The sequence below is a fragment of the Amycolatopsis orientalis genome, assembly GCF_000943515.2.
Lineage (GTDB): Bacteria > Actinomycetota > Actinomycetes > Mycobacteriales > Pseudonocardiaceae > Amycolatopsis > Amycolatopsis orientalis.
Window position 1 is genome coordinate 1,075,169 of sequence record NZ_CP016174.1, and the last position, 22,962, is coordinate 1,098,130.

The following is a 22,962-nucleotide window of genomic DNA, read 5'->3' on the forward strand; positions in this document are numbered from 1 at the left end:
ATGCGCTTCGTGTCAGACGTGTACGGGACTGTCCACAAGGGACGCGAGTAGCTCCCGGACACGCCGGTCCATATCGTCCCGCAACGGCCGGATCCCGGTGACCCCTTCGGTTTCCGGATCGGGGACGACCCACTCGACGTAGCGCGTCCCCTCGGCGATCGGATAGGTCTTGCACCCCATGGTGATCACGATGTCCGCCGCCGCGACGTCCGCGTAGGTCACCTGGCTCGGCACCTCCGCCGAAATGTCGACGTCCCATTCCGCCAAGGCTCCCGCCACCAGTGGATTGATCCGTTCCGCCGGGTCGCAGCCCGCGGACCGCACGGTCACCCTGCCGAATCCGTGATGCTTCAGCAGGGCGGCCGCCATTTGCGACCGGCTCGCGTTGTGCACGCACACGAACAGGATTTGCGTCATCGCGCCGTCCCTCTTGTCGGTGTTGTGTACTCATACCGAGGTTACCCGTGAAAACGTCATCCATCCCGGGTGAGGAAAAGGGTGGCAATCGAGGAGAACTTCACCATTCCGTCCCACGCGCACCCACGGAGATGAGCTTGCGTTATAGGCGCTGCCACACTTTTCCGGTGCCCGTGAAAACAGGTGGGGGTTATCGATGACCGAGATCCGGCTCAGCGGCGCCGTGATGGCGCATCCCAGACGCAGGGAAGCGGCGGAGGAACTCGCGCGCCTCGACCCCGCCGGCGCGCTGCGCGTGGTGCTCGACCCCGAGCCGGACGGGCCGCCGACGGCGTTGCGGACGGCGAAACTGGCGTGGAGCAGTGTCCCCGGCGACGCCACGCACTTCCTCGTGCTGCAGGACGACGTCGAACTCGCGGACGGTTTCTTCGAGCACGCGCGGAAAGCGGCCGGACAGCTGCCCGGCGACGCCATCGCCTTCTACGCCAACTGGAACTCCCGCAATGGCGCGGCGGTGCGGATGGCCGCGGCCGCCGGTGCCGCGTGGGCGACCGCGGTCAACGAATACGCGCCGTGCGTCGCCATCATGCTGCCCGCGGCGGCCGCGCGTGGTTACGCCCCCTACGCCGACGCGCACCCGGAAGGCTGGCCGTGCGACGTGCTCATGTTCCGGTACCTGAAGGCCATCGGGGTACCGATCCGCATCGCCGTGCCCAACACCGTCCAGCATTCCGGCCTGCCCAGTGTGGCGGGCAATGACGCGCACGGGCTCCGGCGTTCTTCGTGTTTCTCCGCTGTCGCGCCTGCCGTCGTCGGCGGCGCGATCGCCGAGCCCGAGATGATCCCCTTCCACAAGCACGTCACGTCGGAATGCGCCGTGCGGTCCGGTGGCTACTGGGAATACCTCGGAACAGAACGGCTCCTGCGGCGATCGGGGATTTCGCCGCAGGAGTGCAGAACCGAATTCGAGCGCGGCGATGACCTTTCCGAAGGGGCTTGGCAGACCTGGCTGACCGCGTTCGCCATGGGACTGTCCTCTGTGGACGCGGCCGGTGGCGACACGCTCGATCTCGCCCTCGCGAGCATCGGTCCCGGCGGTCTCTGCGATCAGTACACCGCGTCCGAGATCGAGGCGATCACGGCTTCACACCACCAAGTTGCGATCGAGGCCTTCGCCGCGGGACGTGCGCGTGCCGCCCGCCCTCGCCGTCCAGCCGCCCGGAGTGGTCTCCAAGTCGCGATCACCGGCCCGGGCGGCACGCTCACCGACCATCTGGCCGGGCTGCTGGCCGAATTCGGCCACGAGATCGTCGACGGCGAGAACCCGTCCGCCTCGACGCGGCTCGTCCACCTCGGCGACGAGAACGATCCTGGCGACGTCTTCTGCGCCATCGTCGACACCGGTGCCCGGGAGCACGTCCTGCGGTTCGCGACCCCGATCGGTCCGCACACCCCGGACGATTCCCTGGTGGCTCGGTGGATCCAGCTCGCGTGGACGCGTAAGCCGCTGCCGGTCGATCCCGATCGCGTCCACCAGTTCACCGACGTGCGGGACCTGGCGAGCGCGATCGACGCGGTGCTGACCGGTGGGCCGGTCTCGCCGGTGTACGACATCGCGACGGCCACGCTCACCGGGAACGAACTGGCGAAGGTCGTGTGCGCCGCGGTTCGCGCCGTGCCGACGGAGCAGGTCACCGACCCCTCGGAGACACCCGTGCTGAAATTGGGGCTCGCCGCGGCGGAACTCGGCTGGACCGCCACCATCCCGGCCGACGAAGCCGTCCGGACCTTCGGGAAATGGCTGGCCTACGACACGGACTGGGACCGATGAGGATCCTCGTCGCCGGCCCGGTCCCGGCGGCCAGCGACTACGGGAACGGCGTCACCGCGCGCCGCTGGGCGAGTCTGCTCCGGGACCTCGGCCACGAGGTCCGGGTGGTCCAGGATTACGACGGCGACACCTACGACCTGCTCATCGCCCTGCACGCCCGCAAGAGCGAGGCCGCGATCCGGGCCTTCCGCGCCGCCTGCCCGGACGCCCCGATCGTCATCGCGCTGACCGGCACCGATCTCTATCCGGACCTGGTCAGCGGCGGGGTCGACCTGGCCCTGCTCGAAGCCGCGGCACGCGTCGTCGTTCTGCAGCCGCAAGGGGTTCTGCAGGTCCCGGAGGCGTTGCGGAGCCGGACCAGGGTGATCACCCAGTCCATGCCGTCGATCTCCGGCGAGGCGCCCGCCGCGGACCGGTTCGAAATCGCGTTCCTCGCGCACGCCAGGCCGGTCAAGGATCCGCTGCGGCTGAGCGAGGCGGTGCGGCTGCTGCCGCCGTCGTCCCGGATCACCGTGACCCACGTCGGCGGTGTCCGCGAGGACGACATCGGCGACCGGCTGCGAGCCGAGTCCGCTGGGAACCCGCGCTATTCGTGGCTGGGCGCGTTGCCGCGCCCCGAAGCGCTCGCCGTCCTCGCCCGCAGCCGTCTGCTGGTGCTCACGTCCCGGCACGAGGGCGGGGCGAACGTCGTCACCGAGGCACTCGCCGCCGGCGTCCCGATCGTCTCCACTCGCATCCCGGGTTCGGTCGGGCTGCTCGGCGAGGACTACGCGGGCTATTTCCCCGTCGGCGACGCGGCCGCGCTGGCCGCCGTGCTCGACGCCGCCGAGCACGACCGCGACGGGCTCTACACGCAGTTGCGGCGGCAATGCGCCGCCCGCCGCGCTTCGGCCGATCCGGAGCGCGAGACCGAAGCCTGGAAGCGACTGCTCGCCGAAGCGGTCCCCGAGAAGGCCGGATACGAGGGAGTGCGATGAAACTCAGGAAGAGCGTTCCGAAGGTCGGCGGCGGCGGGGTGCACCGGGAGTTCACCGCCGAGCAGACCTACGCGCGGATCGAACCGCATTTGCGGCGCGCCGGGGTCACCCGGGTCGCGGAGATCACCTGGCTCGACCGGGTCGGCATCCCGGTCTACAACGCCATCGCGCCCCGCTCCAACGACATCATCTCGGTGTACAACGGCAAGGGCCTGACGAACATGGACGCCAGGACGTCCGCGGCGATGGAGGCGATCGAGCGGTTCTCCGCCGCGCTTCCGGTGCGGCCGCAGGTCATCGCGTCCTACGAGGAGCTGGTCGCCGAAGGCCGCACGGTGCTGGACCCGCGCGAGAACAACGCGGAGCTCTCCGCGCACTACCGCGACGATCTCCCGATCTCGTGGGTCGAGGCGTACGACCTGATCAACGAAGAGTCCATCCTGATCCCGCAGGCCTCCGCCGTCTACGGGCTGAAGTTCCACGAACCTCCTTGCTACAAGGTGCTTTCCACCAACGGACTGGCGTCGGGCAACAGTCTCGAAGAGGCCATCTGCCACGCGCTCACCGAACTCATCGAACGCGATTCGATGACCAACGCCGAACTCGTGAGCAGCCAGCTCGCGCAGGTGCTGGAGAAGGGCATCTTCGTCGAGCCGCAGCCCGAGCACATCACTTCCCACCTCCGGGAACTGCATCCGCACGTCGACCTGGACTCGCTGCCACCGCTGGCGAAGTCCCTCGTGGACAAGTTCCACGACGCCGGGCTGAAGATGCGGATCGTGCACATCACCTCGGATCTGGAGATCCCGAGCTTCCTCGCCGCCACCTCCGAAGACCTCGGCCCGACGACGTCGCAGGGACACGGCGGGTTCGGCACGCATCCCGACGCGAACGTCGCGCTCATCCGCGCCATCACCGAATGCGCGCAGGGCCGCGCGGTCGACATCCAGGCGATGCGCGAGGACATCCGGCTCCCGACCGAGAACGTGTCCAAGTACCAGAACCACGTCCAGCGTTCGGCGACCATCGACAAGGGCGCGTGGGCCTGGCAGCCGATGCGCAAACAGGTCGCGTTCGCCGACATCCCGTCGTGGACCACCGACGACGTGATGACCGACATCAAGCTGATCCTGGACCGGATCCGCGCCGCCGGTATCGAACGCGCGCTCGCCGTCGACCTCTCCCCGCCGGGGATCCCGGTCAGTGTCGTGCGGGTGATCGTGCCGCGGCTCGAATCGTGGGCCGTCGACCACTGCAAGATCGGCCCGCGAGGGGCGACGGTCTGGAACAACGCGCTGGTCGAGTTGTCGGCCCGTAAGCGCGCCGCCGAACTTTCCAAGCCCGCCTAGGAGATCTCTCATGCGCGCAGTGGTTTTCATCGGCCCGAGCATCGACCGGGAAGCGGCTTCCGCCGAACTCGACGTCGAGTTCCTGCCACCGGTCAAACGCGGCGACCTCGCCGAACTACTGGCCCGGCCGGAGCCGCCGGAGGCCATCGGCATCGTCGACGGCCGGTTCCTGCAGAGCCTGTGCATCTCGCCGAAGGAGGTGCTCGAAGCGATGGACCGCGGCGTCACGATGTTCGGTTCGTCGAGTATGGGTGCCTTGCGGGCGGCGGAATGCTCGCCGTTCGGCATGGTCGGCGTCGGCAAGATCTACGAGGAGTACTTCTCCGGGCGGATCGACGCCGACGACGAGGTCGCCGTCACCTATGACGAAGAGAATCTTTCGGCGCTGTCCGAACCGATGGTCAACATGCGCTTCGCCATCGCCGCCGGGATCGAGCAAGGCGCCTTCGCCGCGGAAACGGGGGAGCGGTTCCTCGAGATCGCCAAGGAGCTGTACTTCCCGCAGCGGGTCAACCGGACCGTGCTCATGTTGCTGCGCAAGGAGATCGGCGAGGACGAGTACGCCAGGATCGCCGCCTTCTTCGCCGGCGGGGCACCCGACACGAAACGCGAGGACGCGCTGCTCCTGCTCGCGGCGATGCGGGAGTTCCTCGACCCGGCCGGAAAACCGCAGATCAAATCCGTCGAACACCGAGGTGCGCTGTGACCAACCCCGTTGATCCGTCGCTCGCCCCGCTGGCCGGGTTCACCCCCGAGCAGCTGGAGCGCTTCCTGGAGGCCGTGCGGACGTCGTCCGACGGCGTCCAGGGCACGCTGGAGTCCCTGACCATGACGATCATGACCTCGATCGAATGACCGCCGCGCCGCTGACGGAGGAGGACGTCGTCCCGGCGAAGGCGGGCATCTTCTCCAAGGAGTACCGGGCGAGCACCATCGGCTTCGCGTCGGTGATGTTCCTCGAAGGGTTCGCCGCGCTGGCGCTGGTCACCACCCTGCCGGTGGCGGTCGGCCAGCTCGACGGGCTCACCGTGTACGCGCTGGCGCTGGGCGGGTTCGTCACGATGAGCCTGTTCGGCAGCGTGCTGGCCGGCGAGATCGCCGACAAACGCGGTCCCCGGCCGCTGCTGGTGCTCGGGCTGGGCCTGTTCCTGGCCGGGCTGCTGCTCGCCGGGACCGCGACGACGGTGTGGCAGCTGATCGCCGGGCGCTGCGTGCAGGGTTTCGCGAGCAGCGTCGTGGTCGTCGGCCTCAACGTCACCATCGCGCAGTCGTATCCGTCGAAGCTCCGGCCGAAGGCGCTCTCGCTGATGAGCACCTGCTGGATCGTGCCGTCGATGATCGGCCCGGCGATCGCCGGGACCGTCACCGAACTGCTGTCGTGGCGCTGGGTGTTCTTCGGCCTCGCCATCCTGGTCTCGGTCGCCGCGCTGATCCCGCTCGGGTTCCTGCGGCGGCTCGCCCCGGTGGCCGACGCGGAACGGTCGACCCCGCCGGGGCTCGTCCGGGCCGCGACCATCGTCGCGGTGGCCGCCGGGATCCTGCACTTCGGCGCCTCGGGGCTGGATCCGGTGCACCTCCTGTTCGCGCTCGCCGGCGTGATCGCGCTGGTGATCAGCGTTCCCCGGCTGCTGCCCGCCGGGACACTGCGCGCGGTCAGGGGCATTCCCGCGGCGATCCTGTTGCGCGGGCTGGCCTCCGGTATCTATTTCGCGCTGGAGTCCTACATCCCGCTGATGCTGATCAACCAGCGGCAGATCTCGGTCACCGCCGCCGGGATCTCGTTCACCGGGGCCACGCTGCTGTGGGCGGGCGCGGCGTGGCTGCAGGGCCACCCCTGGTCCGAGGTGCCCCGGCACAAACTGGTGCTGCTCGGGTCCGCGGTGATCGCCGGGTCCAGCCTGATCGCGATCTTCGGCGTCCTCGGCTTCGCGCCGCCGATGACCGCCAGCGTCGCGCTGATCGTCGCCGGGTTCGGCATGGGGCTCGTGCTGCCGAGCCTCACCGTGCTCGCGTTCGACCACTGCCCGCCGGAGGATCAGGGCCGCTACTCGGCCGCCATGCAGGTCTCCCAGGGGCTCGGCAGCGTCGTGATGATCGGCGCGGCGGGCGCGCTCTTCAACGTCGGTACCGCCGTCGGCTATTCCGGCGGCCTCGTCTACGGGGTGGTTTTCACCTTCGTGGCACTCATAGCGCTCCCGGCGTGCCTGTTGGCGCTGCGGACCCGCATCTAGGAGGCACTCGTGCAGAAGGATCTCGCGGTCATCGGCCTGGGGTACGTGGGGCTGCCGTTGGCCAGGGAAGCCATCCGTGCCGGGCTCACCGTCACCGGCCTGGACCAGAACGAGCGCGTCGTCGCCGCGCTCAACACCGGACTGTCGCATGTGGACGACATCCCGGACGCCGACGTGGCGACGATGGTGGAGGCGGGATTCACCGCGACCACCGACGAAGGCGTGCTGGCCTCGGCCGACGTCATCGTCATCTGCGTACCGACGCCGCTGGCGTCCGACGGCGGACCGGATCTGGGCGCGGTGAAGGCGGCAGCCGAGGCGGTCAGCCGTCAGCTGAAGCCGGGAACGCTGGTGGTACTGGAATCGACCACCTATCCCGGAACCACCGAAGAGGTCGTCGCCCCGATACTGGAGTGGTCGGGGCTGCGCGCGGGGGAGGACTTCTGCCTGGCGTTCTCGCCGGAGCGGGTCGATCCCGGCAACGCCGTCTACGGCATCCGCAACACCCCGAAGGTCGTCGGCGGCCTGACGTCGTCGTGCGCCGCCGCGGTGGCGGGGTTCTACGGCCGGTTCGTCGACGACGTCGTCCCCGCCAAGGGGACGCGCGAGGCCGAGATGGCGAAGCTGCTGGAGAACACCTACCGGCACGTGAACATCGCGCTGGTGAACGAGATGGCGGTGTTCTGCCACGAACTCGGCATCGACCTGTGGGACGTCATCTCGTGCGCCGCCACGAAACCGTTCGGCTTCCAGTCGTTCCGGCCGGGGCCGGGCGTCGGCGGGCACTGCATCCCGATCGACCCGAACTACCTGTCGTACAAGGTGCGCACGCTCGGCTACCCGTTCCGGTTCGTCGAACTGGCGCAGGAGATCAACTCGCGCATGCCGCGTTACGTCGTCGAACGGGCGCAGGACATGCTCAACGAATCCGGCCGGGCGCTGCGCGGTTCGCGCGTGCTCCTGCTCGGCGTGACCTACAAACCCGACATCGCCGACCAGCGCGAGTCACCCGCGCAACCGGTCGCGGCGCGGTTGCGGGCGCTGGGCGCCGACGTCGTCTACCACGATCCGCACGTCACGGACTGGCGCGTGCACGGCGACGCGATCCCGCGCGTGACCGACCTGTCCGGGGAACTCGCGTCGGCGGATCTGACGATCCTGCTGCAGAAGCACGCCGCCTACGACGTCGACGTCCTCGCCTCCGGCGCGCGGCTGCTGCTGGACACCAGGGGCGCCGTTCCCCACGACGCGCACGTCGTCGCCCTCTGACACCTCATGCGTTCAGTCCTCTAGATGCGGCACACCCCCGCATCTAGAGGACTGAACGCGTATCGGAGCTAGAGCACCAGCCGGACGCGGTAGGCCTTGAGCCAGTCGTTGAGCTGCAGCGTGGTCTCCAGCGCGGGTCGCGTCAGCCGTCCCGCGGGGAACTCGTCGTTCAGCAGCGGCGAGAGTGGTTCGTCCTTCGCGAGCATCAGCTTCCGCAGCCGGTCACGCAGGATCCGGTCGTAGGAATCGTCCTCAATGGACGGATACGGGGTCTTGGCGCGGTTCAGCACCTCGGCGGGGAGCAGCTCCTTGCCGACCGCGCGCAACAGGCTCTTCTCCCGGCCGTCGAAGTTCTTCATCGACCACGGGACGTTGAAGGTGTACTCGACCAGCCGATGGTCGGTGAACGGCACCCGCACCTCCAGCCCGGCCGCCATGCTCATCCGGTCCTTGCGATCGAACAGCACCTGTGCGTGCCGGGTCAGCCCGAGGTAGGTGACCTCGCGCATCCGGGCCTCCAGCGGATCCTCACCGGCCACAGTGGACAGTTCGGCGACGGCGGAGTCATGGCTGTCGCGTTCGTACTCACGCAGCCCGAGTTTCGTCATCAGGTCCGGCGCGAAAAGCAGGTCGAGCCCCTCGTGGCGGCTCCGTCCCGAATGGACCCACGGGAAGGTGCCCGACCAGACCGCCTCGGGGTTCCGGTACCAGCGGTAACCGCCGAAGACCTCATCGCCGCATTCTCCGGACAACGCCACTGTCGACCGCTCCCGGACCAGCCGGAACAGCTCGTGCAGCGACGCGTGTTCGTCGCCCTTGGCGATCGGCAGGTCGTACGCGGTCAGCACGGCCGCTTTCACCGGCGGCGCGAGAAGGTCGACGGTGGTGTGCAGGATCTCCTCGTACCGCGTCCCCACGTGGTCCGCGACCAGCCGCGCGTGCACGTGGTCGAGGTTGTCGCCCGGCTGGTCGGTCACCTTGACCGAATAGGACCGGACGTCGGAGGTCCTGGCCGCGAGCGCGGTCAGCGTGCTGGAGTCGAGCCCGCCCGACAGCAGCGTGCACAGCGGCACGTCCGCGACCAGCTGGCGGGTGACGGTGTCCTCCAGCAGTTCCCGGACCTTGGCGACCGTGGTGGCGAGGTCATCGGGGTGCTCCCGGACCTGCAGCGACCAGTATTTCCGCAGGTCTAGCCCATCGCGGCGGACCCGCAGCGTATGCCCCGGCGGCAGCTCGCGCATCCCGCGGAAGACAGCGTGCCCGGGATTCTTCGCCACCGAGAGCAGATCCCGCAGGCCGTCGGCGTCGAGGACACGTTCGGCGAGCGGGTTGGCGAGGATCGCCTTCGGCTCCGAACCGAAGAGGACACCGTCCGCGGTGGGGTAGTAGAAGAGCGGCTTGACGCCCATGCGGTCGCGGACCAGCAGCAGCTCGCCGCCGTCCCAGATCGCGAACGCGTACATCCCGTTGAGCCGGTCGACGAACGCGTCACCCCATTCGAGGTAGGCGCGCAGGACGACCTCGGTGTCACTGCGGGTGTCGAACCGATGGCCGCGGCCGGTGAGCTCCGCGCGCAGCTCACGGAAGTTGTAGACCTCACCGCTGTAGGTGAGCACGGCCGTACCCGCCGTCATCGGCTGGCGGCCGCCGTCGAGGTCGATGATGGACAGCCGCCGGTGACCCAGCGCCGCGTGCGGGGAGAGCCAGATCCCGCCGGCGTCGGGCCCCCGCTTCGCCATGGTGTCCGTCATCGCCTCGACCGTGTCGCGTTCCCGCGTCAGATCCCGCCCGAAATCCACCCACCCGGTGATGCCGCACATGTCTCCAGCCTCGCACCGGGACGGCGTCCCCGGAGACTCCCGTATTGCCGGACCGATCAGGAATCGAGAAGCGCCGGAAACCGGCCTCACCTAGCGTGATCGCCATGGACATCAGCATTCACGGGAGCTTCCTCCCGCAGAACGACCCCGAAGCCGCACTGGCGTTCTACCGCGACATCCTGGGCTTCGAGGTGCGCAACGACGTCGGCTACGACGGCATGCGCTGGATCACCGTCGGCCCGCCGGGGCAGCCCGTGTCGATCGTGCTGCACCCGCCCGCCGTCGATCCCGGCATCACCGAGGACGAACGCCGCGTCATCACCGAGATGATGGCCAAGGGCACCTACGCGAGCATCCTGTTCTCGTCGGACGACCTCGACGGCCTGTTCAAGCACCTCGCGGAGGCGGGCGCCGAGATCATCCAGGAACCGACCGACCAGCCCTACGGCCTCCGCGACGGCGCCGTCCGCGACCCCGCCGGGAACCTGATCCGTATCCAGCAGCGCGTCTGAGGCCCGGTGGCGGCGCCACCCGCCCCGGACACGTACCCCGGACGGTGCATACGAGGTCGTCTCACGTCGACAGCCCGCAGTCGCTCATGAAGCAACCGAGTGAATACGTGACCGACTTGAACAAGCCGCATCAGAGCCACGTGTGGAACCTGTCCCACAAGCGGCGACGGCGGCTGGTCGTTCTGCCGCCCGAGCTGGGTATGCCGTGCCGCTGGTAACAGCAGCGGCACGGCATATTCCCGTTGTCTTGGGCCGATAAGGGCTACGCCTGCCGCGGTGCCCGGTCCGCGTTACGCCTGCTCAACCAGAGCAACGCGCCGAGCCCCGTCACCGAAAGCGCCGCTGCTTGCAGCAGCACGGAACCCGCCAGCAGCACGCAGGAGGCGACGACGCCGACGACGGTGATGAGCACGACGGCTTGCCAGGTGTGCTTCCACTCGCCCGAGGTGACGCGATCCGCCATACCCAGCCAACCGCGGGAATGCGAACGGCACGGCGGCTGGAGGACGAACGCGGCATCGAGCAATTCGTCGAAGCTGACGTACTCCGGCGCCTCGATCGGCGTGATCGATCCCCGTTCGAGGGGGCCTGTGACCGGATCGGGCGATGGTTTCTCTGGCGGTTCCCCGGTAGCAACCGGTACGGTCGTCATGTTCTTGCGTCTCCTTATCTCTTATGCGGGGGTTTGGTATCGCGACGAACACACGTGGCCCCCTGTTCGCGCAGGGGGCCACGTCCTACTCTGAAAAGAGTGCGGGAGAGCGAGGCAAGCACTGGCTGCCCGACTCGCCTCCCGGCTGTCGCTGAAGCCAGCTTGCAGAAGATCAGGGCCGAGAGCGAGTCCCGGACATGATTAATCGCCGACCGGTCTCTAAATGAGGTTGAACGGTCGAGCGGTCAGGCCCGCTCCGATACGAAAAGCGTATTCAGGCGGCACGAGTTCCTACTCTACACCCGAACGTGTGAATTGACATTACTTCTGGTGCGAGTTCAGTGATCGGTCGAAGTGTTACTTCGGGGTAAGCATAGTCGACGCGGTTCTTCCGAGTGATAAGTCGTGTGACAGTTGCCTTTCATGGGCGTCTGCGGCTGCAGTCAGCCGTGCAGTCGCACGTGCACCGCTACTTGCCGCAAAAGATCGGCCGTTCATCGCAGGAACGGTTGATCTCTGTATCTGAGACGTCATTCTGTCGGGCCGTCACGCTCTTGGCGGATGCTCCTCGCGGGTCCACGTCGCTGTCGCCACACGAAATTCGTAGTTGGCAACCTTGTCATGCCGGGATAATCGCGCAATTACTGACCGCGGCTGCCGATCGGCCGAATCTCGGGACGAGTTCAAGCCGGTACCGAACAAAGCCTGCCTTTGATACCCCATTGTGAACGGCGCCGGAGTCAGCGCGAAAATTCCACAATTCGGTTGCCGCCACCCGGAGTGAGTGGGGAATCCACGGGTGGTCGCAGTGCGAGGACGACGTCGGCCACCGAACCGAAGGCGCCCGGTGAGGCACCGGCGATCGCGATCGGTTCCTCCATCAGTTCTTGGGGCGGGCGAGGGTCTGGCTGAGTGTCAAAGCGGTGAGGGCGACGGCGAATCCGGTCAGCTGCCAGCCGGTGAGGGTCTGGTCGAGCACCAGGAATCCCGCGACCGTGGCGACCAGGGGGTTGGTCAGCGTCAGCAGGGACACCGACGCGGGGGCGAGGCGGTCGATGCCGCGGAACCACAGCGGGTAGGCCAGCGCGGTGGTGACGACGCCGATGTAGCCGTAGCCGATCAGGTTGGCGGGCGTCAGGGACTCGGGGAGGCCTTCGAACAGGATCGTCGCCGGGGCGAGGACGGCACCGCCCAAGGTCAGCTGCCAGCCGGTCATCGCCAGCGGATGGTCCGGGCGGCCCCACTTCTTGGTCAGGATCAGGGAAACGGCCATGAGCCCGACAGCGGTGAGCATGGCGATCAGGCCGAGCGGGTCGAGCCGGGCTTCCGCCGAAAGGGTCAGCAGGGCGACACCGCCGGCGCCGACGATCGCCGCGAGCAGGATCGGCGCCGGTGTCCGGACGCGGAGCAGCGGGAGCGCGAGCAAGGCCACCAGCAGTGGTTGCAGGGCGCCGAGCGTCGCGGCGACACCGCCGGGAAGGCGGTACGCGGCGAAGAAGATCAACGGCAGGAAGAGGCCGAAGTTGAGCATCCCGAGTACCGCCGTCTTCCACCACCAGGACCCGTGCGGGAGTCGCCGGGTCAGCGCCAGCAGGAGCAGGCCGGCCGGGAGCGCTCGCAGCGCGGCGGCCAGTAGCGGCCGGTCCGGGGGCAGCAGGGTCGCGGTGACGACGTAGACGGTGCCCCAGCTGGCCGGTGCCAGTGCGGCGAGCCCGGCGTCACGAAGCGTCGGTTTCCCGGCTGTGGGCCCGTCCGGGGCGACGGGCCGCTCGGCGATGATCGCCATGGTGTCTCCTCACTGATAATCTCAACGTTGAGATAACAACAGCGAGTTCTGTCAATGTCAAGTCTCTTAATGTTGAGACGATTGGAGCGTGTCATGGCCGACGCGGTGGACGCGGTGATCGCGCTTTGGCGGCACGAGCGGCCGGACCTCGACGACAAGCTCTGGCCCGCGGAGGTGATCGGGCGTGTTCAGCGGCTTTCCCGGATCCTCGACCGGAAGCTCAAGGAGTTCAACGCCCGGCACGACCTGGAGTCGTGGGAGTTCGACGTGCTCACCACCCTCCGCCGCTCCGGGGAAGCTGACGGTTTGACACCGGGCGCGCTGCTGAAAGCCGCGATGGTCACTTCGGGGGCGATCACGAACCGCATCGACCGGATGGAGGCCAAGGGGCTGGTCGAGCGAGTGCGCGACGGCGACGACCGCCGTTCGGTCAAGATCCGGTTGACCGGTAAGGGGCGGCAGGTCGTTGACGAGGTCTTCGTGCTCCATCTGGAGAACGAAGCCGATCTCCTGCCTGATCTGGAACCGGCGCAATGGGCCGAACTCGTCGGCGGCCTGCGGCTGCTGCTCGAACACTTCGGCGACACGTCACTGGAGTGATGCCGGCACGACCCCTCTCGAACAGAGGCCGACGGGCAGCGAAAAGGCCCTTACCCGATTCCCCGGGAAGGGCCTTTCCCTTGCTGTGAACCTGGACCCCAGACCGATCAACGCAACCGAACGCGGGGGGTCCGGGGGCTCGGCCCCCACAAGACACGCGGAACAGAAAAAGCTCGCACTCTCCGCGAGCACGAGCTTTCTATCTGTGGACCTTGGGGGAGCTTACTACAACACAAAAACCCAGGTAGAAGCCCTGGAGACCTTGCTCCGGAAGCTCCCGGACCGCGCTGCACCGGCTCCGCCCGTCGACCGACCCAAACCACGGCGGGCACGCCAACTCGACGCTGATCAGGTTCAGGAACTCATCGCCGGATACCAGACCGGGGCGACGGTGTACGAGTTGGGTGCCCGGTTCGGCATCGAACGGCGAACGGTCAGCAACATCCTCCACCGGCACGGTGTGCCGATGCGCCGACGCAGCCTCTCCGCCGAGCAGATCGACAACGCTGTCCACCTCTATAACCTCGGCTGGTCCCTGGCGCGAGTCGGCGACCACCTCGGCGTCAACCACACCACCGTGCTGAACAAGCTGCGCGAACGCGGCATCCCCACGCGAGACACCCACGGACGGCCGCGATCGTAATCGCGATCGTCCATGCTCAGTCAACAGCCGTGCAACCCACTCATACAGTCTGACTCCATTCTTCATGCCCTAGTGGCGCCTCGTTTAGCTGATCACGAAGGCTTCGCCAGTTCGACATGAACTTATCCATGAGTGCGGTGAAGCGCGGTCCGTGGTTGCGTTCGAGGTGATGCGTCATTTCGTGGACGACGATGTACTCCAGGCAGTCTGGGTGCTTTTTGGCGAGTTCGACGTTGAACCAGATGTGCCCGCTGCCAGGGTTGCAGGAACCCCACTTGGTCTTCATTCGTCTGATGGTCCAGCGCGGCACCGACACGTCCAGTTTCGGTTCCCACTTGGCGATCAGAGGCGGGATCGCTTGTCGTAGTTGCTCCCGGTACCAACGATCAATCAGTTCGCGTCGGCGCTCTGCCGTGGTGCCTGCCGGAACATAGAGCAGCAACCGTTCGCCGTCTACCTCGAAGTGAGCCCGTCCAGGGCGCTCGATCACCTTCATTCGGCGGCGAATTCCCCACACGTAGTGAGACTCGCCCGTGATCATCTCTCGCTCGGACTGGCGCGCGGCCGAGCGAAGTTGCTCACGCTGCTGCTTGATCCACGGCAGCCGCTGGATCACGGCCAACCGGACGTGGTCGTCGTCAAGCCGATGCGGGGCGGCGACTCGGACGCGTCCCAGTGGTGGGTAGACACCGATGTGCAGGTTCTTGATGTCCTTGTAGACGACGTCGATGTTAATCCCGCGGACGGTCAAGTAGGCACTAGCGGTACTCATGACGTGCCTTTACCAGCTCAAACAGTTCATCAAGACGGTCGAAGTCGTCAGGCAACGTCTGGGCGAGCGCGCGTTTGACCTTCTTCTCCTTGATCGGATTGCCCACCCACGAGTCAGGCTTGGTGTGCCAGATGGTTGCGTCGATGTCAATCGCAAGCTTGATCGATGGATAACAGAAGTCGATCAGGGCACGGCGGGCACCGTTGTTGGCCCACTCCGGGTACGGAGTATCTGATTCGCCCTTACCGAGCTTGGTCGCGTGTTCCAACAACTTCGCAAGGTACTCCTGGTAGTCCAGCGCCCCCTGGCGGCGTTCCTCGAGGATGGCGTCAAGCAGCTCGGACATCTTGTCGTAGTACTTCGGGTTCATCGCCCGCTCATCGATGATGAGCTTGCGAATGTTGTTGGTGATCGTCTCCGCCACCGCTTCGGGCTCTTTCTTGATGCCCGCGGGCAGCTTGCTGAGAGCACCGGCCCCCATCTCAACAATCAGCTGGATCAGGCCGGCGTCCTGGAAGTCGGAGACCACTTCGGACGGCCTCGCACTGATGTAGGTGTCGAGCAGGTGGCGCATGCCAGCCTCGTACTGCTTGAAGTCGACGTTCTCGCCAGCACCGAGCTTGACCTCATCACGCACGTTGGCGTAGTGCACGATCTCGTCTTTGATCGCAGCGGCTTCCCCGTCGCTGTAGCCTGCGGCGCTCATCTCATCGGCGAGGTTGGCGTATGCCCTGGTCACGATGGCAACAGACTTGTAGAGCTCAACTCGCTTGGGCTCGTTGGCCTTGAGCTGCTCGGCGTTGCCATGCTCACGGGCACAGAAATAGTGCTGGTACTGCACCGTGTTCTTCGGCGGTGCGACTGGTTCGCACAGCGCCCGGATCTTCTCCAGTGCCTCGTCCAAGTCCTCCCGAGCCTTCTCGAGCCGGTCGGACAGAAGTCCCTCGATGTCCTTCTTCTCGTAGCCCTCCAGGGCACCGCCGGTGTAGTCGGTGATCGCGGACTCAAGCGAGTTGAATAGGTCACGGTAGTCGACGATGTAGCCGTAGTCCTTATCCTCGCCGTCGAGGCGGTTGACCCGGCAGATCGCCTGGAACAGGCCGTGGTCGGCCATCTTCTTGTCGATGTACAGGTAGGTCGCGCTGGGCGCGTCGAAGCCGGTGAGGAGCTTGTCGACGACGATGAGCAGGCGCATCTGTCCCGGATCGTTGACGAAACGGTCCTTGACGTCCTTCTCGAACTGTTCGACCTTGGTCATCGCCTTGTCGGCAGGCTCGTTGAAGTGGTCGGCCAGCATCTGCCGGTAGATCTCGTACTGGCGCAGCCGCTCAGTGGCGCCGTGGCCGGAGTCTTCCTTGGCGATGTCGCTCGCCTGCGGTTCGTATGACGTGACGATGGCGCACTTGCCTTTGAACCCAGCCTGCGTGAACAGCTCGTAGAACTTGCACGCCTGGTAGATGCTCGAACTGACGAGGATCGCGTTGCCACGGCCATCCGACAGGCGCGGCTTGATCTCCATATCGAGCAGGATGTCGTTGACGATCTGCCTGGCACGCGGTTCGGAGCTGACGACCTTCTGCATGGTGCCCCAGCGCTTCTTGAGCTCCGCGCGGGAGAGGTCTGTCATGCCCTTGGTCTTGGCCTCGAACCACTTGTCGACCTTCGCAGGGGAGGTCAGTTCCTGGTCGATGTTGCGCGCTTCGTAGCGCAGGTCCAGTACGACGCCGTCAGCCACGCCCTCGTCGAACTTGTAGGTGTGGATGAAGCTGCCGAACTTCTCGATCGTGGTTGCTTTGTCCGCCTTGAGTAGCGGTGTACCGGTGAAGCCGATGAACATCGCGCCCGGCAAGAGCTCCTTCATGGCGTCGTGCATCTTGCCCGACTGGGTTCGGTGGGCCTCGTCGACGAAGACGAAGATGTTGCCCTTGGCACGGAAGTCCTTGGGGAAACTCGCGTTCAGCTCGCGGATGAACTCGCTCACGGCCTGGTCGCGAGCCGCGCTGTCCTCAGAGCCGCGGAACTTATGGACCAGCGAACCGATCAGCCACTCGTCGCTGGTGTTGAGGGTGGCCAGCATATCGGCGCCGCTCTTGGTGCGGTAGATCGACTCGTTGGCCCCGTTGAAGACCTTCTCGATCTGCTCGTCCAGCTCGGTGCGGTCGGTGATGAGAAGAACGCGGGCATCCGACTGGTGCTCGCGGATCCACTTGGCCAGCCACACCATCGTCAGCGACTTGCCAGACCCCTGCGTGTGCCAGATGATGCCGCCTTCGCGCTTGGCAATACGCTCCTGGGCTGCCTTGACGCCGAAGTACTGGTTATGCCGAGCTGTCTTCTTCTGCCCCGCGTCGAAGACCATGAAGTCATGGACCAGCTCAAGCAGACGCGCCTTCGAGCAGAGCTGCGTCAAGGAACGATCGAGAGGGGCAAGGATGTCAGAAGGCTCACGCCACGCCAGCCAGTACTTCTCCGACGTATCGATGACGCTGTAGCGCAGCCCCTCCACATCGTTGCCGGCCATCACGAGCTGCACCGTCGTGAAGAACGACCGGATGAACTCGGGCCGCTGGTTCCCATAGCTTTGCCGGATGCCTTCGGAGACGGCGACCTTCGAGCGCTTGAGCTCGATAGTCCCGAACGCGATACCGTTGACGTACAGCACGATGTCCGGGCGCTTAGTGTGCTGGCCGAGCACCGTCACTTCCTCGGCCAAGGCGAAGTGATTGGCCTCCGGACGTGCCCAGTCGATGAGCCACACCGTCTCCGTCTGCTCGCCAACGCCGGGCTTGACCTTCACCCCGTATCGCAGCAGACCGTAGACGTCACGGTTCGCTTCATACAGGTCACGGCCGCCGCCGAGCGAAGCGTCGCTCTTCAGCTTGTCGACGGCCTTGTTGATGAGATTATCGTTGTAACCGCGGGCACGGAGATTCTGCGCAAGCAGCTCAACCTCGACATTCGAGTTCCCGTCGCGATACCCCCAGTTACCAAGGTATTCGTAGCCCAGCGACTCTTGGAACAGTGCAATTACACGATCCTGCGCCTTGCGCTCGGGCTGGCCTACATTGCTCACGACTCACCCTCCGCACGCTCTACGGTCGCAGCGTCAACCCAGCGAGCGAGGACACTCAACGCGGCAAGATATTCAAGAGCTTCCTGCTCGCTGAGCTCTTGGTCGACTTCGTGACTAAGAGGGTTCCGGATACCAGCGAAAACACCCTCGGCGAGATTCATCGCACCGCGCTGCACTGACTTGTAGGTGTCGCTGCCGTGGTCCTTCATGCGGCGCAGACGCGTCTTACCAGCTTTCGGGTCATCCATCGAGAACGCCTGCTTGAACAGGTCTGTCTCGCTCACGTCTCGACGGCCGACCTTGTTCTGAGTCTCGGCATTGAGCTTCCTGATCGCGCCCTCGACAGCTTCTCGATAGTGGCCCGACTGCCAGAGAGATCGTGCACCACTCCAGACCCATGGATGCAGTTCGACAGCTGACAGCTCTGGCGCGTTCTCGCCGAGATTCTCATCAAGCTCCTGCTTGCGCAGCAAAGCTTCACGCGCACGTATCGCTGCTTCGCGATGGCCGGTCCACCGGTTATTACGAGTCTCGTTATATTTCGACGACCACCCCGGGATGACGCGATCAAGGATCTGTTCGACCACCTGCGCCTGCTGGGTAACCTCGGTATCAGGTGCGGCCGTTACATTCCTCGTAGTAATGAGGCCGCCGCCACTTGCGTTGCGCATTACGGTCTGGTCGATGAACTTTTCAAGCTCCTTCAACGCCCACTCGGTATTCATGCCGCGCACTCCTTGGCGGGCAGGCGCGTGTGACCAGTCAGCAGCTCTCGCGCCATCCCGAGCTTTACGTCTCGTGCCTTGGCTAGCCGTTCACGGAGCAAACCGATCTCGTGGTCGATGTCAGCGATCACGTCGGCGATGGCTGACTGTTCTTCGACCGCTGGCAAGTTGACGGTGACCCGACCCAACGATCCCCCGTTCGTTAGAGCACGCGTTGTGTAGGTCGCGGTCGAGAGGACCTGTTTGCGCACGGCGGCGAGTTGGAACAGATGAGCGAGGAACCGGGAATCCACTTCTGTGGTTCGCGGTCGGCCACGAAGGATGAAACCGCTAAAGACGGCGTGGGGGATGTAATCGATCAACGCCGCTGCGGTCCCGACTTCCTCGACTACCTCAGAGGTGCGGGTGAAAAAGATGTCGCCGCGTCGCGCCGAGAAGCGCTTAATTTCGTCCCTCGTGAGCGTCACCTTGCCGCCTACGTCACGAGCCGTGACGATAGGCCCGTTCATGACGTCCATAAAGTTGACGATTGGGGTTCCCGATCCGAAGTACCGACTTGCCTTGTTGAGCCCGTTCTTGAACTCTAGTAGGTCAGCAACGCGAGCCTGGCGCCACTGTGTAGAATATCCGGGGAGTCGGGTGCGGCCGGTCAGGAGTTCCTGTATTACGCCCCGCGCTATCGCCTGCTTCTTGGCGATCATCCTTTCCAGCGCAGCGATCAGATCATCTGCGTCGCGTAGCGACGAAGCGATTCGGCACTGCTCGTCGGACCGAGGCAGCAGAATCTCAAAGGCTGAGAATTCCGACTTGTTAACCAACGGAACAGCTTGCTCGCCAGCCCGACTGCGGACGACGGACGAGAGCGTTGTTGCCGCGTAGTAGAGGTACTCGCTGTCGATCTCCGCGCCAGGGATTATTGAGTTGATCTGTTGATTGGTCGCCAGCTCCTCGGTGGCGAGACCGACCTTGCCGATTGTGGAGCCAATGCACACGAAGAGTGTCGAACCAGCAGGGATTGAACGTGATCGGGCAAGGCCACTGCGCGACAACCGCTTGACTGTGGTCCTGACGTACTTCGATCGTCCCAAGTCCGCCGGGCTCGCGAACATCCACCGGCCCCCGTAGTAGGTTCGATCATGGGTTGGAGGTGTACTCCCTGTCACGATCGTTCCGATCGCATCAAGCCGCACCTTGCGCCACCCGTTCGGGCCAGTGCTGGTGGTTGTCGAGCTGGCCGTAGTCACTCGACCCCCATATCTGCCAAGTGCCCGGCAACCTTGGCTTCGAGCTTCTCAAGTTCAGCATCGAGCGCGCTGACCGTCTCGGCGTATCGTTCACCGAGTTCCTGGATTCGCGCGACGAGGGTGAGCGTCAGCGACTCAGCCTCAGAGGCCACGCGGCTAGCAGCCGTTGAATGCCACTTGTCATCGAGCACAAGCCCCTTGACCTCGGGCAGCGTGTGGTCGCCGTACTTCTGGAGGGTCGCCAGGTCGAGTGCGGCCTGGGCTTCCTTGGCGGCCTTCTTGGCGACGGCTTCGTCGTTGTACAGCTTGATCAAGTGTTGCAGCGCCTTGATCTCTTCCGGGTCGGCCCCTTCATGCCGGGCCACCTTCAGTCGGGTTGAAGCAAGGGCCTTAGTGACCTTGCTGTCGTCCATAGCCTCGGCAAGCAGGCCGTCTTCAACGGCATGTTCCTCGATGTACTCCTCGACAGCGCGGCTTGCCTCCTCGGCCGTCGCATTCAGCGAATCGACCTCGGCCTGCTCGTCCGCGAAGTAGCGAGCGACGACCAGTGCCGGCGGGATGAGGTCCATCTTGTACTTGGTCTTCTTGCGGCCGGCGCCAACCTCGAGGTCGGGATCCTCAGAGAGCTTGCGCTCCTTGTCCTCGATGGTCTTGCGAGGCTTTGCCGCATCGAGCCATCCCTCGTTCATGATGAGGTAGACATCATCGTGCATGACGCCGTGCCAGTAGGTCATGAGTTGCTCGTAGACGTCGTATTCGTCGAGCAGCGGCGTGTCCTTGAACCGGGCAAGAAGGTCGTCGCCGATGCGAGCGATTAGGTCCTTGGGGACTGTCTCCGCGTTGAGCGCCTGCAAGATCGGCCGGTGTGCGGCGAACCAGTCGTCCACTTGGCCGCGCACATCGGTGGTGAACTTCTGGAACTCGTCGGAGTCGAGGATGGTTTGCTGCACCTCGGCCACGCTGACTGCCAGATCGCTGTAGCTGGGGCGGTTTGGCTTGAAGAGCGTGGTACGCAGGCTGGGGAAGGCGTCCCAGTATCTGCTGAGCGCGTCCAGGTCGCGGTCCGGAATCCCACCGTGCAGGTGCGCGTGGAGATCCTGGATGTCTTCAGGTTCGGAGGAGTCTATGTAACGAGGGATGTTGAGGTTGTAGTCATTCTTCGGGTCGGCGATCTCGTGCAGCGGCACCATGCGTGAGTAGCATTCGATCTCAGTCTGCTTGTTGAAGACGTCGACGATCCTATGAATGTCCTGGCTACGGAGGCGGTTCTTGTTGCCGTCCTTGATAAATCCCTTGGAGGCGTCGATCATGAACACGCCGGTCCGAGCCTGGGCGTTCTCCTTGTCGAGAACGATGATGCACGCCGGGATACCGGTTCCGTAGAATAGGTTGGCGGGCAGACCGATGATGCCCTTGATGTAGCCGCGACGCAGTAGCTCCCTGCGGATGTTGGCCTCGGCGTTGCCACGGAAGAGCACACCGTGTGGCAGGATGACCGCAGCCTTGCCGTTGCTCTTGAGGGACTTGAGGATGTGTAGCAGGAAGGCGTAGTCGCCGTTCTTCTCCGGTGGCCGGCCAAACTCGAATCGACCGTACTCATTCTCCAGGCCGTTGCTCCACGACTTGATCGAGAACGGCGGATTGGCAACGGCGAAATCGAAGGTCCGTAGCTGCACGCCCGTGATCAACTGTGGGCTCGTGATCGTGTCACCCTTACGGATGTCCGCGTCCTCGCTGCCGTGAAGAATCATGTTCATTCTGGCCAGTGCCCAGGTAGCGTTGTCCTTCTCCTGACCGTAGATAGTGATGCCGCGAGGGGCCTCATCGGCAACCTTGAGGAGCAACGAGCCCGACCCGCACGTGGGGTCGTAGACCGTGTGGTCCTGCCGGGTACCCGGCCCGATGCCGACAACCTTGGCGAGCACGCGGGAGACCTCGGCTGGCGTGTAGAACTGGCCCTTCGACTTGCCAGATTCCGTGGCGAAGTGTCGCATCAGGTACTCGTAGGCGTCGCCGAGCAGGTCGTCCCCCTCAGCGCGACTGCCCCGAAAGTCCAGGTCAGCGAAGATCGTCACCAGCTTGGAGAGCCGGTCCTGCATCTCCTTGCCCTTGCCGAGCTTCTCCTCGTCGTTGAAGTCGGCCAGGTCGATGACCTTCTCCAGCCCATTAGCCTCGGCGAGCTTGCCGATGATCTTGTTGATCCCGTCGCCGATCTCCTTATCGCCCTTGAGGGCAACCATGTCATCGAAGGAGCCGCCATCAGGGACGTCGATCAAGGAGGTGCGGTCGGACTTTGCCTTGTCTGTCACGTACTTCACGAACAACAGCGTCAGGATGTAGTCCTTGTACTGGCCCGCGTCCATGCCGCCGCGCAGCTCGTCACAGCTACGCCAGAGCGAGCTGTACAAGTCCGACTTCTTGAGGGCCATTACCACGCCACCCCCCCGCCTACCTCAAGACCCGCGCCTGTGCGCGAGCCCACGGCAAAACGTGCGTGCGACCTGTCCATTCTGCGGCATCCATCCTTATGTGACTTTGCGTGACGATTACACTACGAAGGGTGATATCTGGATCGACCGCTTCAACGATAGTGCCCGGACCCTCGCGAAGTGAGTTGCCGTCGCGCGACACCCTGCTCCGGAAGCTGCCGTACCCAACGGGCCGGGCTTCATCACCCGGCGACCAGCCCAAACCACCACTAGCCCCTCAGTTTGAGGCCGATCAAGTCCAGGATCTCATCACTGGCGACCAAGTCAGGGCAGTCCTGTACGAGCTGGGCGTCCCCAGCGGGAACCGTCGCCTGCAGCGCCCTCACAGGAGGAGACATCCGAATGCTGCGAGCTTATCCTCGATGAGAGATTCAAATCAGCGTCAGCAGGCTCGCTGGCGACCAGCAACGTCCTCTTCCCCACCTGTGTGACCAACAAGCCGTCGCGACAGGGTGGTGACACTGATGGTCGAACCAAAGAAGCGGGGACACAAGCCCCGAACCCGAGTGTCGAAGATCAGGATTCGGGGTGTGCGACACGATCCACCATACGCACACAAGATCGCCAAGGTG

The 22,962-nt window shown here is 65.1% G+C and carries 19 protein-coding genes; 10 read left to right on the forward strand and 9 right to left on the reverse strand.

Annotated features, from left to right (window positions below; all coding sequences use genetic code 11):
• Positions 1-12: 12 nt before the first annotated feature.
• Complete coding sequence (locus SD37_RS05250) at positions 13-417, reverse strand: arsenate-mycothiol transferase ArsC (RefSeq protein WP_044852093.1); 405 nt, start codon at positions 415-417, stop codon at positions 13-15.
• Positions 418-613: 196 nt separating this feature from the next.
• Between SD37_RS05250 and SD37_RS05255 the strand changes: the two genes are divergently transcribed.
• The 7 genes from SD37_RS05255 to SD37_RS05280 are packed head-to-tail and all read left to right on the forward strand — an operon-like array spanning position 614 to position 8,074.
• On the forward strand, positions 614-2,248 hold the full coding sequence (locus SD37_RS05255) for an NAD-dependent epimerase/dehydratase family protein (RefSeq protein WP_044852094.1): 1,635 nt from the start codon (positions 614-616) through the stop codon (positions 2,246-2,248).
• Positions 2,245-3,225 carry a selenoneine biosynthesis selenosugar synthase SenB gene (gene senB, locus SD37_RS05260; protein WP_044852095.1) on the forward strand — a complete coding sequence of 327 codons (981 nt, stop codon included), beginning with the start codon at positions 2,245-2,247 and terminating at the stop codon, positions 3,223-3,225. The genes SD37_RS05255 and senB overlap by 4 nt, the downstream gene beginning before the upstream one ends.
• On the forward strand, positions 3,222-4,574 hold the full coding sequence (locus tag SD37_RS05265) for a YcaO-like family protein (RefSeq protein ID WP_044852096.1): 1,353 nt from the start codon (positions 3,222-3,224) through the stop codon (positions 4,572-4,574). The genes senB and SD37_RS05265 overlap by 4 nt, the downstream gene beginning before the upstream one ends.
• A 10-nt stretch (positions 4,575-4,584) precedes the next feature.
• Positions 4,585-5,280, forward strand: coding sequence for a TfuA-like protein (locus SD37_RS05270; protein WP_044852097.1), 696 nt, complete (start codon positions 4,585-4,587; stop codon positions 5,278-5,280).
• Positions 5,277-5,429: a hypothetical protein gene (locus SD37_RS43025; protein WP_167369610.1), complete on the forward strand. Its 153-nt coding sequence runs from the start codon at positions 5,277-5,279 to the stop codon at positions 5,427-5,429. The genes SD37_RS05270 and SD37_RS43025 overlap by 4 nt, the downstream gene beginning before the upstream one ends.
• Positions 5,426-6,805, forward strand: coding sequence for an MFS transporter (locus SD37_RS05275; protein WP_044852098.1), 1,380 nt, complete (start codon positions 5,426-5,428; stop codon positions 6,803-6,805). Before SD37_RS43025 ends, SD37_RS05275 begins: the two co-directional genes overlap by 4 nt.
• A gap of 9 nt (positions 6,806-6,814) precedes the next feature.
• Positions 6,815-8,074, forward strand: a complete 1,260-nt coding sequence (locus SD37_RS05280; RefSeq protein ID WP_044852099.1) for a nucleotide sugar dehydrogenase — start codon at positions 6,815-6,817, stop codon at positions 8,072-8,074.
• A 68-nt stretch (positions 8,075-8,142) separates the two neighbouring features.
• Here the strand turns inward: SD37_RS05280 and asnB are convergent, their stop codons facing one another.
• Entirely contained in the window at positions 8,143-9,894 is a 1,752-nt protein-coding gene (gene asnB, locus SD37_RS05285) for an asparagine synthase (glutamine-hydrolyzing) (RefSeq protein ID WP_044852100.1), read from the reverse strand.
• A gap of 104 nt (positions 9,895-9,998) precedes the next feature.
• Between asnB and SD37_RS05290 the strand changes: the two genes are divergently transcribed.
• Entirely contained in the window at positions 9,999-10,406 is a 408-nt protein-coding gene (locus tag SD37_RS05290; protein ID WP_044852101.1) for a VOC family protein, read from the forward strand.
• A 262-nt stretch (positions 10,407-10,668) separates the two neighbouring features.
• On the opposite strand, the gene SD37_RS05295 is transcribed toward SD37_RS05290, so the two are convergent.
• Positions 10,669-11,058 carry a hypothetical protein gene (locus SD37_RS05295; RefSeq protein WP_044852102.1) on the reverse strand — a complete coding sequence of 130 codons (390 nt, stop codon included), beginning with the start codon at positions 11,056-11,058 and terminating at the stop codon, positions 10,669-10,671.
• A gap of 880 nt (positions 11,059-11,938) precedes the next feature.
• Positions 11,939-12,844: an EamA family transporter gene (locus SD37_RS05300; protein WP_044852103.1), complete on the reverse strand. Its 906-nt coding sequence runs from the start codon at positions 12,842-12,844 to the stop codon at positions 11,939-11,941.
• A 93-nt stretch (positions 12,845-12,937) separates the two neighbouring features.
• Between SD37_RS05300 and SD37_RS05305 the strand changes: the two genes are divergently transcribed.
• Together SD37_RS05305 and SD37_RS43585 are read left to right on the forward strand one after the other, a co-directional pair.
• Entirely contained in the window at positions 12,938-13,444 is a 507-nt protein-coding gene (locus SD37_RS05305; protein WP_044852104.1) for a MarR family winged helix-turn-helix transcriptional regulator, read from the forward strand.
• Between the two features lie 391 nt (positions 13,445-13,835).
• On the forward strand, positions 13,836-14,087 hold the full coding sequence (locus SD37_RS43585; protein ID WP_236725273.1) for a hypothetical protein: 252 nt from the start codon (positions 13,836-13,838) through the stop codon (positions 14,085-14,087).
• A 40-nt stretch (positions 14,088-14,127) separates the two neighbouring features.
• Here the strand turns inward: SD37_RS43585 and SD37_RS05315 are convergent, their stop codons facing one another.
• The 5 genes from SD37_RS05315 to SD37_RS05335 are packed head-to-tail and all read right to left on the reverse strand — an operon-like array spanning position 14,128 to position 22,330.
• Entirely contained in the window at positions 14,128-14,859 is a 732-nt protein-coding gene (locus tag SD37_RS05315; RefSeq protein ID WP_044852106.1) for a M48 family metallopeptidase, read from the reverse strand.
• Positions 14,846-17,932 carry a type I restriction endonuclease subunit R gene (locus tag SD37_RS05320; RefSeq protein WP_044852107.1) on the reverse strand — a complete coding sequence of 1,029 codons (3,087 nt, stop codon included), beginning with the start codon at positions 17,930-17,932 and terminating at the stop codon, positions 14,846-14,848. The genes SD37_RS05315 and SD37_RS05320 overlap by 14 nt, the downstream gene beginning before the upstream one ends.
• On the reverse strand, positions 17,929-18,657 hold the full coding sequence (locus tag SD37_RS05325) for a TIGR02391 family protein (protein ID WP_201788868.1): 729 nt from the start codon (positions 18,655-18,657) through the stop codon (positions 17,929-17,931). Before SD37_RS05325 ends, SD37_RS05320 begins: the two co-directional genes overlap by 4 nt.
• A complete protein-coding gene (locus SD37_RS05330) occupies positions 18,654-19,901 on the reverse strand; it encodes a restriction endonuclease subunit S (protein ID WP_083254881.1) in 1,248 nt (415 codons plus the stop codon). The genes SD37_RS05325 and SD37_RS05330 overlap by 4 nt, the downstream gene beginning before the upstream one ends.
• Entirely contained in the window at positions 19,898-22,330 is a 2,433-nt protein-coding gene (locus SD37_RS05335) for a type I restriction-modification system subunit M (RefSeq protein ID WP_083254882.1), read from the reverse strand. Before SD37_RS05335 ends, SD37_RS05330 begins: the two co-directional genes overlap by 4 nt.
• Positions 22,331-22,962: the final 632 nt, after the last annotated feature.

What these genes read in the sequence shown, in the direction of transcription:
- SD37_RS05250 (WP_044852093.1), bottom strand. Translation starts at nt 417, where the DNA reads ATGACGCAAATCCTGTTCGTGTGCGTGCACAACGCGAGCCGGTCGCAA.
- SD37_RS05255 (WP_044852094.1), top strand. Translation starts at nt 614, where the DNA reads ATGACCGAGATCCGGCTCAGCGGCGCCGTGATGGCGCATCCCAGACGC.
- senB (WP_044852095.1), top strand. Translation starts at nt 2,245, where the DNA reads ATGAGGATCCTCGTCGCCGGCCCGGTCCCGGCGGCCAGCGACTACGGG.
- SD37_RS05265 (WP_044852096.1), top strand. Translation starts at nt 3,222, where the DNA reads ATGAAACTCAGGAAGAGCGTTCCGAAGGTCGGCGGCGGCGGGGTGCAC.
- SD37_RS05270 (WP_044852097.1), top strand. Translation starts at nt 4,585, where the DNA reads ATGCGCGCAGTGGTTTTCATCGGCCCGAGCATCGACCGGGAAGCGGCT.
- SD37_RS05275 (WP_044852098.1), top strand. Translation starts at nt 5,426, where the DNA reads ATGACCGCCGCGCCGCTGACGGAGGAGGACGTCGTCCCGGCGAAGGCG.
- asnB (WP_044852100.1), bottom strand. Translation starts at nt 9,894, where the DNA reads ATGTGCGGCATCACCGGGTGGGTGGATTTCGGGCGGGATCTGACGCGG.
- SD37_RS05290 (WP_044852101.1), top strand. Translation starts at nt 9,999, where the DNA reads ATGGACATCAGCATTCACGGGAGCTTCCTCCCGCAGAACGACCCCGAA.
- SD37_RS05295 (WP_044852102.1), bottom strand. Translation starts at nt 11,058, where the DNA reads ATGACGACCGTACCGGTTGCTACCGGGGAACCGCCAGAGAAACCATCG.
- SD37_RS05300 (WP_044852103.1), bottom strand. Translation starts at nt 12,844, where the DNA reads ATGGCGATCATCGCCGAGCGGCCCGTCGCCCCGGACGGGCCCACAGCC.
- SD37_RS05305 (WP_044852104.1), top strand. Translation starts at nt 12,938, where the DNA reads ATGGCCGACGCGGTGGACGCGGTGATCGCGCTTTGGCGGCACGAGCGG.
- SD37_RS05315 (WP_044852106.1), bottom strand. Translation starts at nt 14,859, where the DNA reads ATGAGTACCGCTAGTGCCTACTTGACCGTCCGCGGGATTAACATCGAC.
- SD37_RS05325 (WP_201788868.1), bottom strand. Translation starts at nt 18,657, where the DNA reads ATGAATACCGAGTGGGCGTTGAAGGAGCTTGAAAAGTTCATCGACCAG.
- SD37_RS05335 (WP_083254882.1), bottom strand. Translation starts at nt 22,330, where the DNA reads ATGGCCCTCAAGAAGTCGGACTTGTACAGCTCGCTCTGGCGTAGCTGT.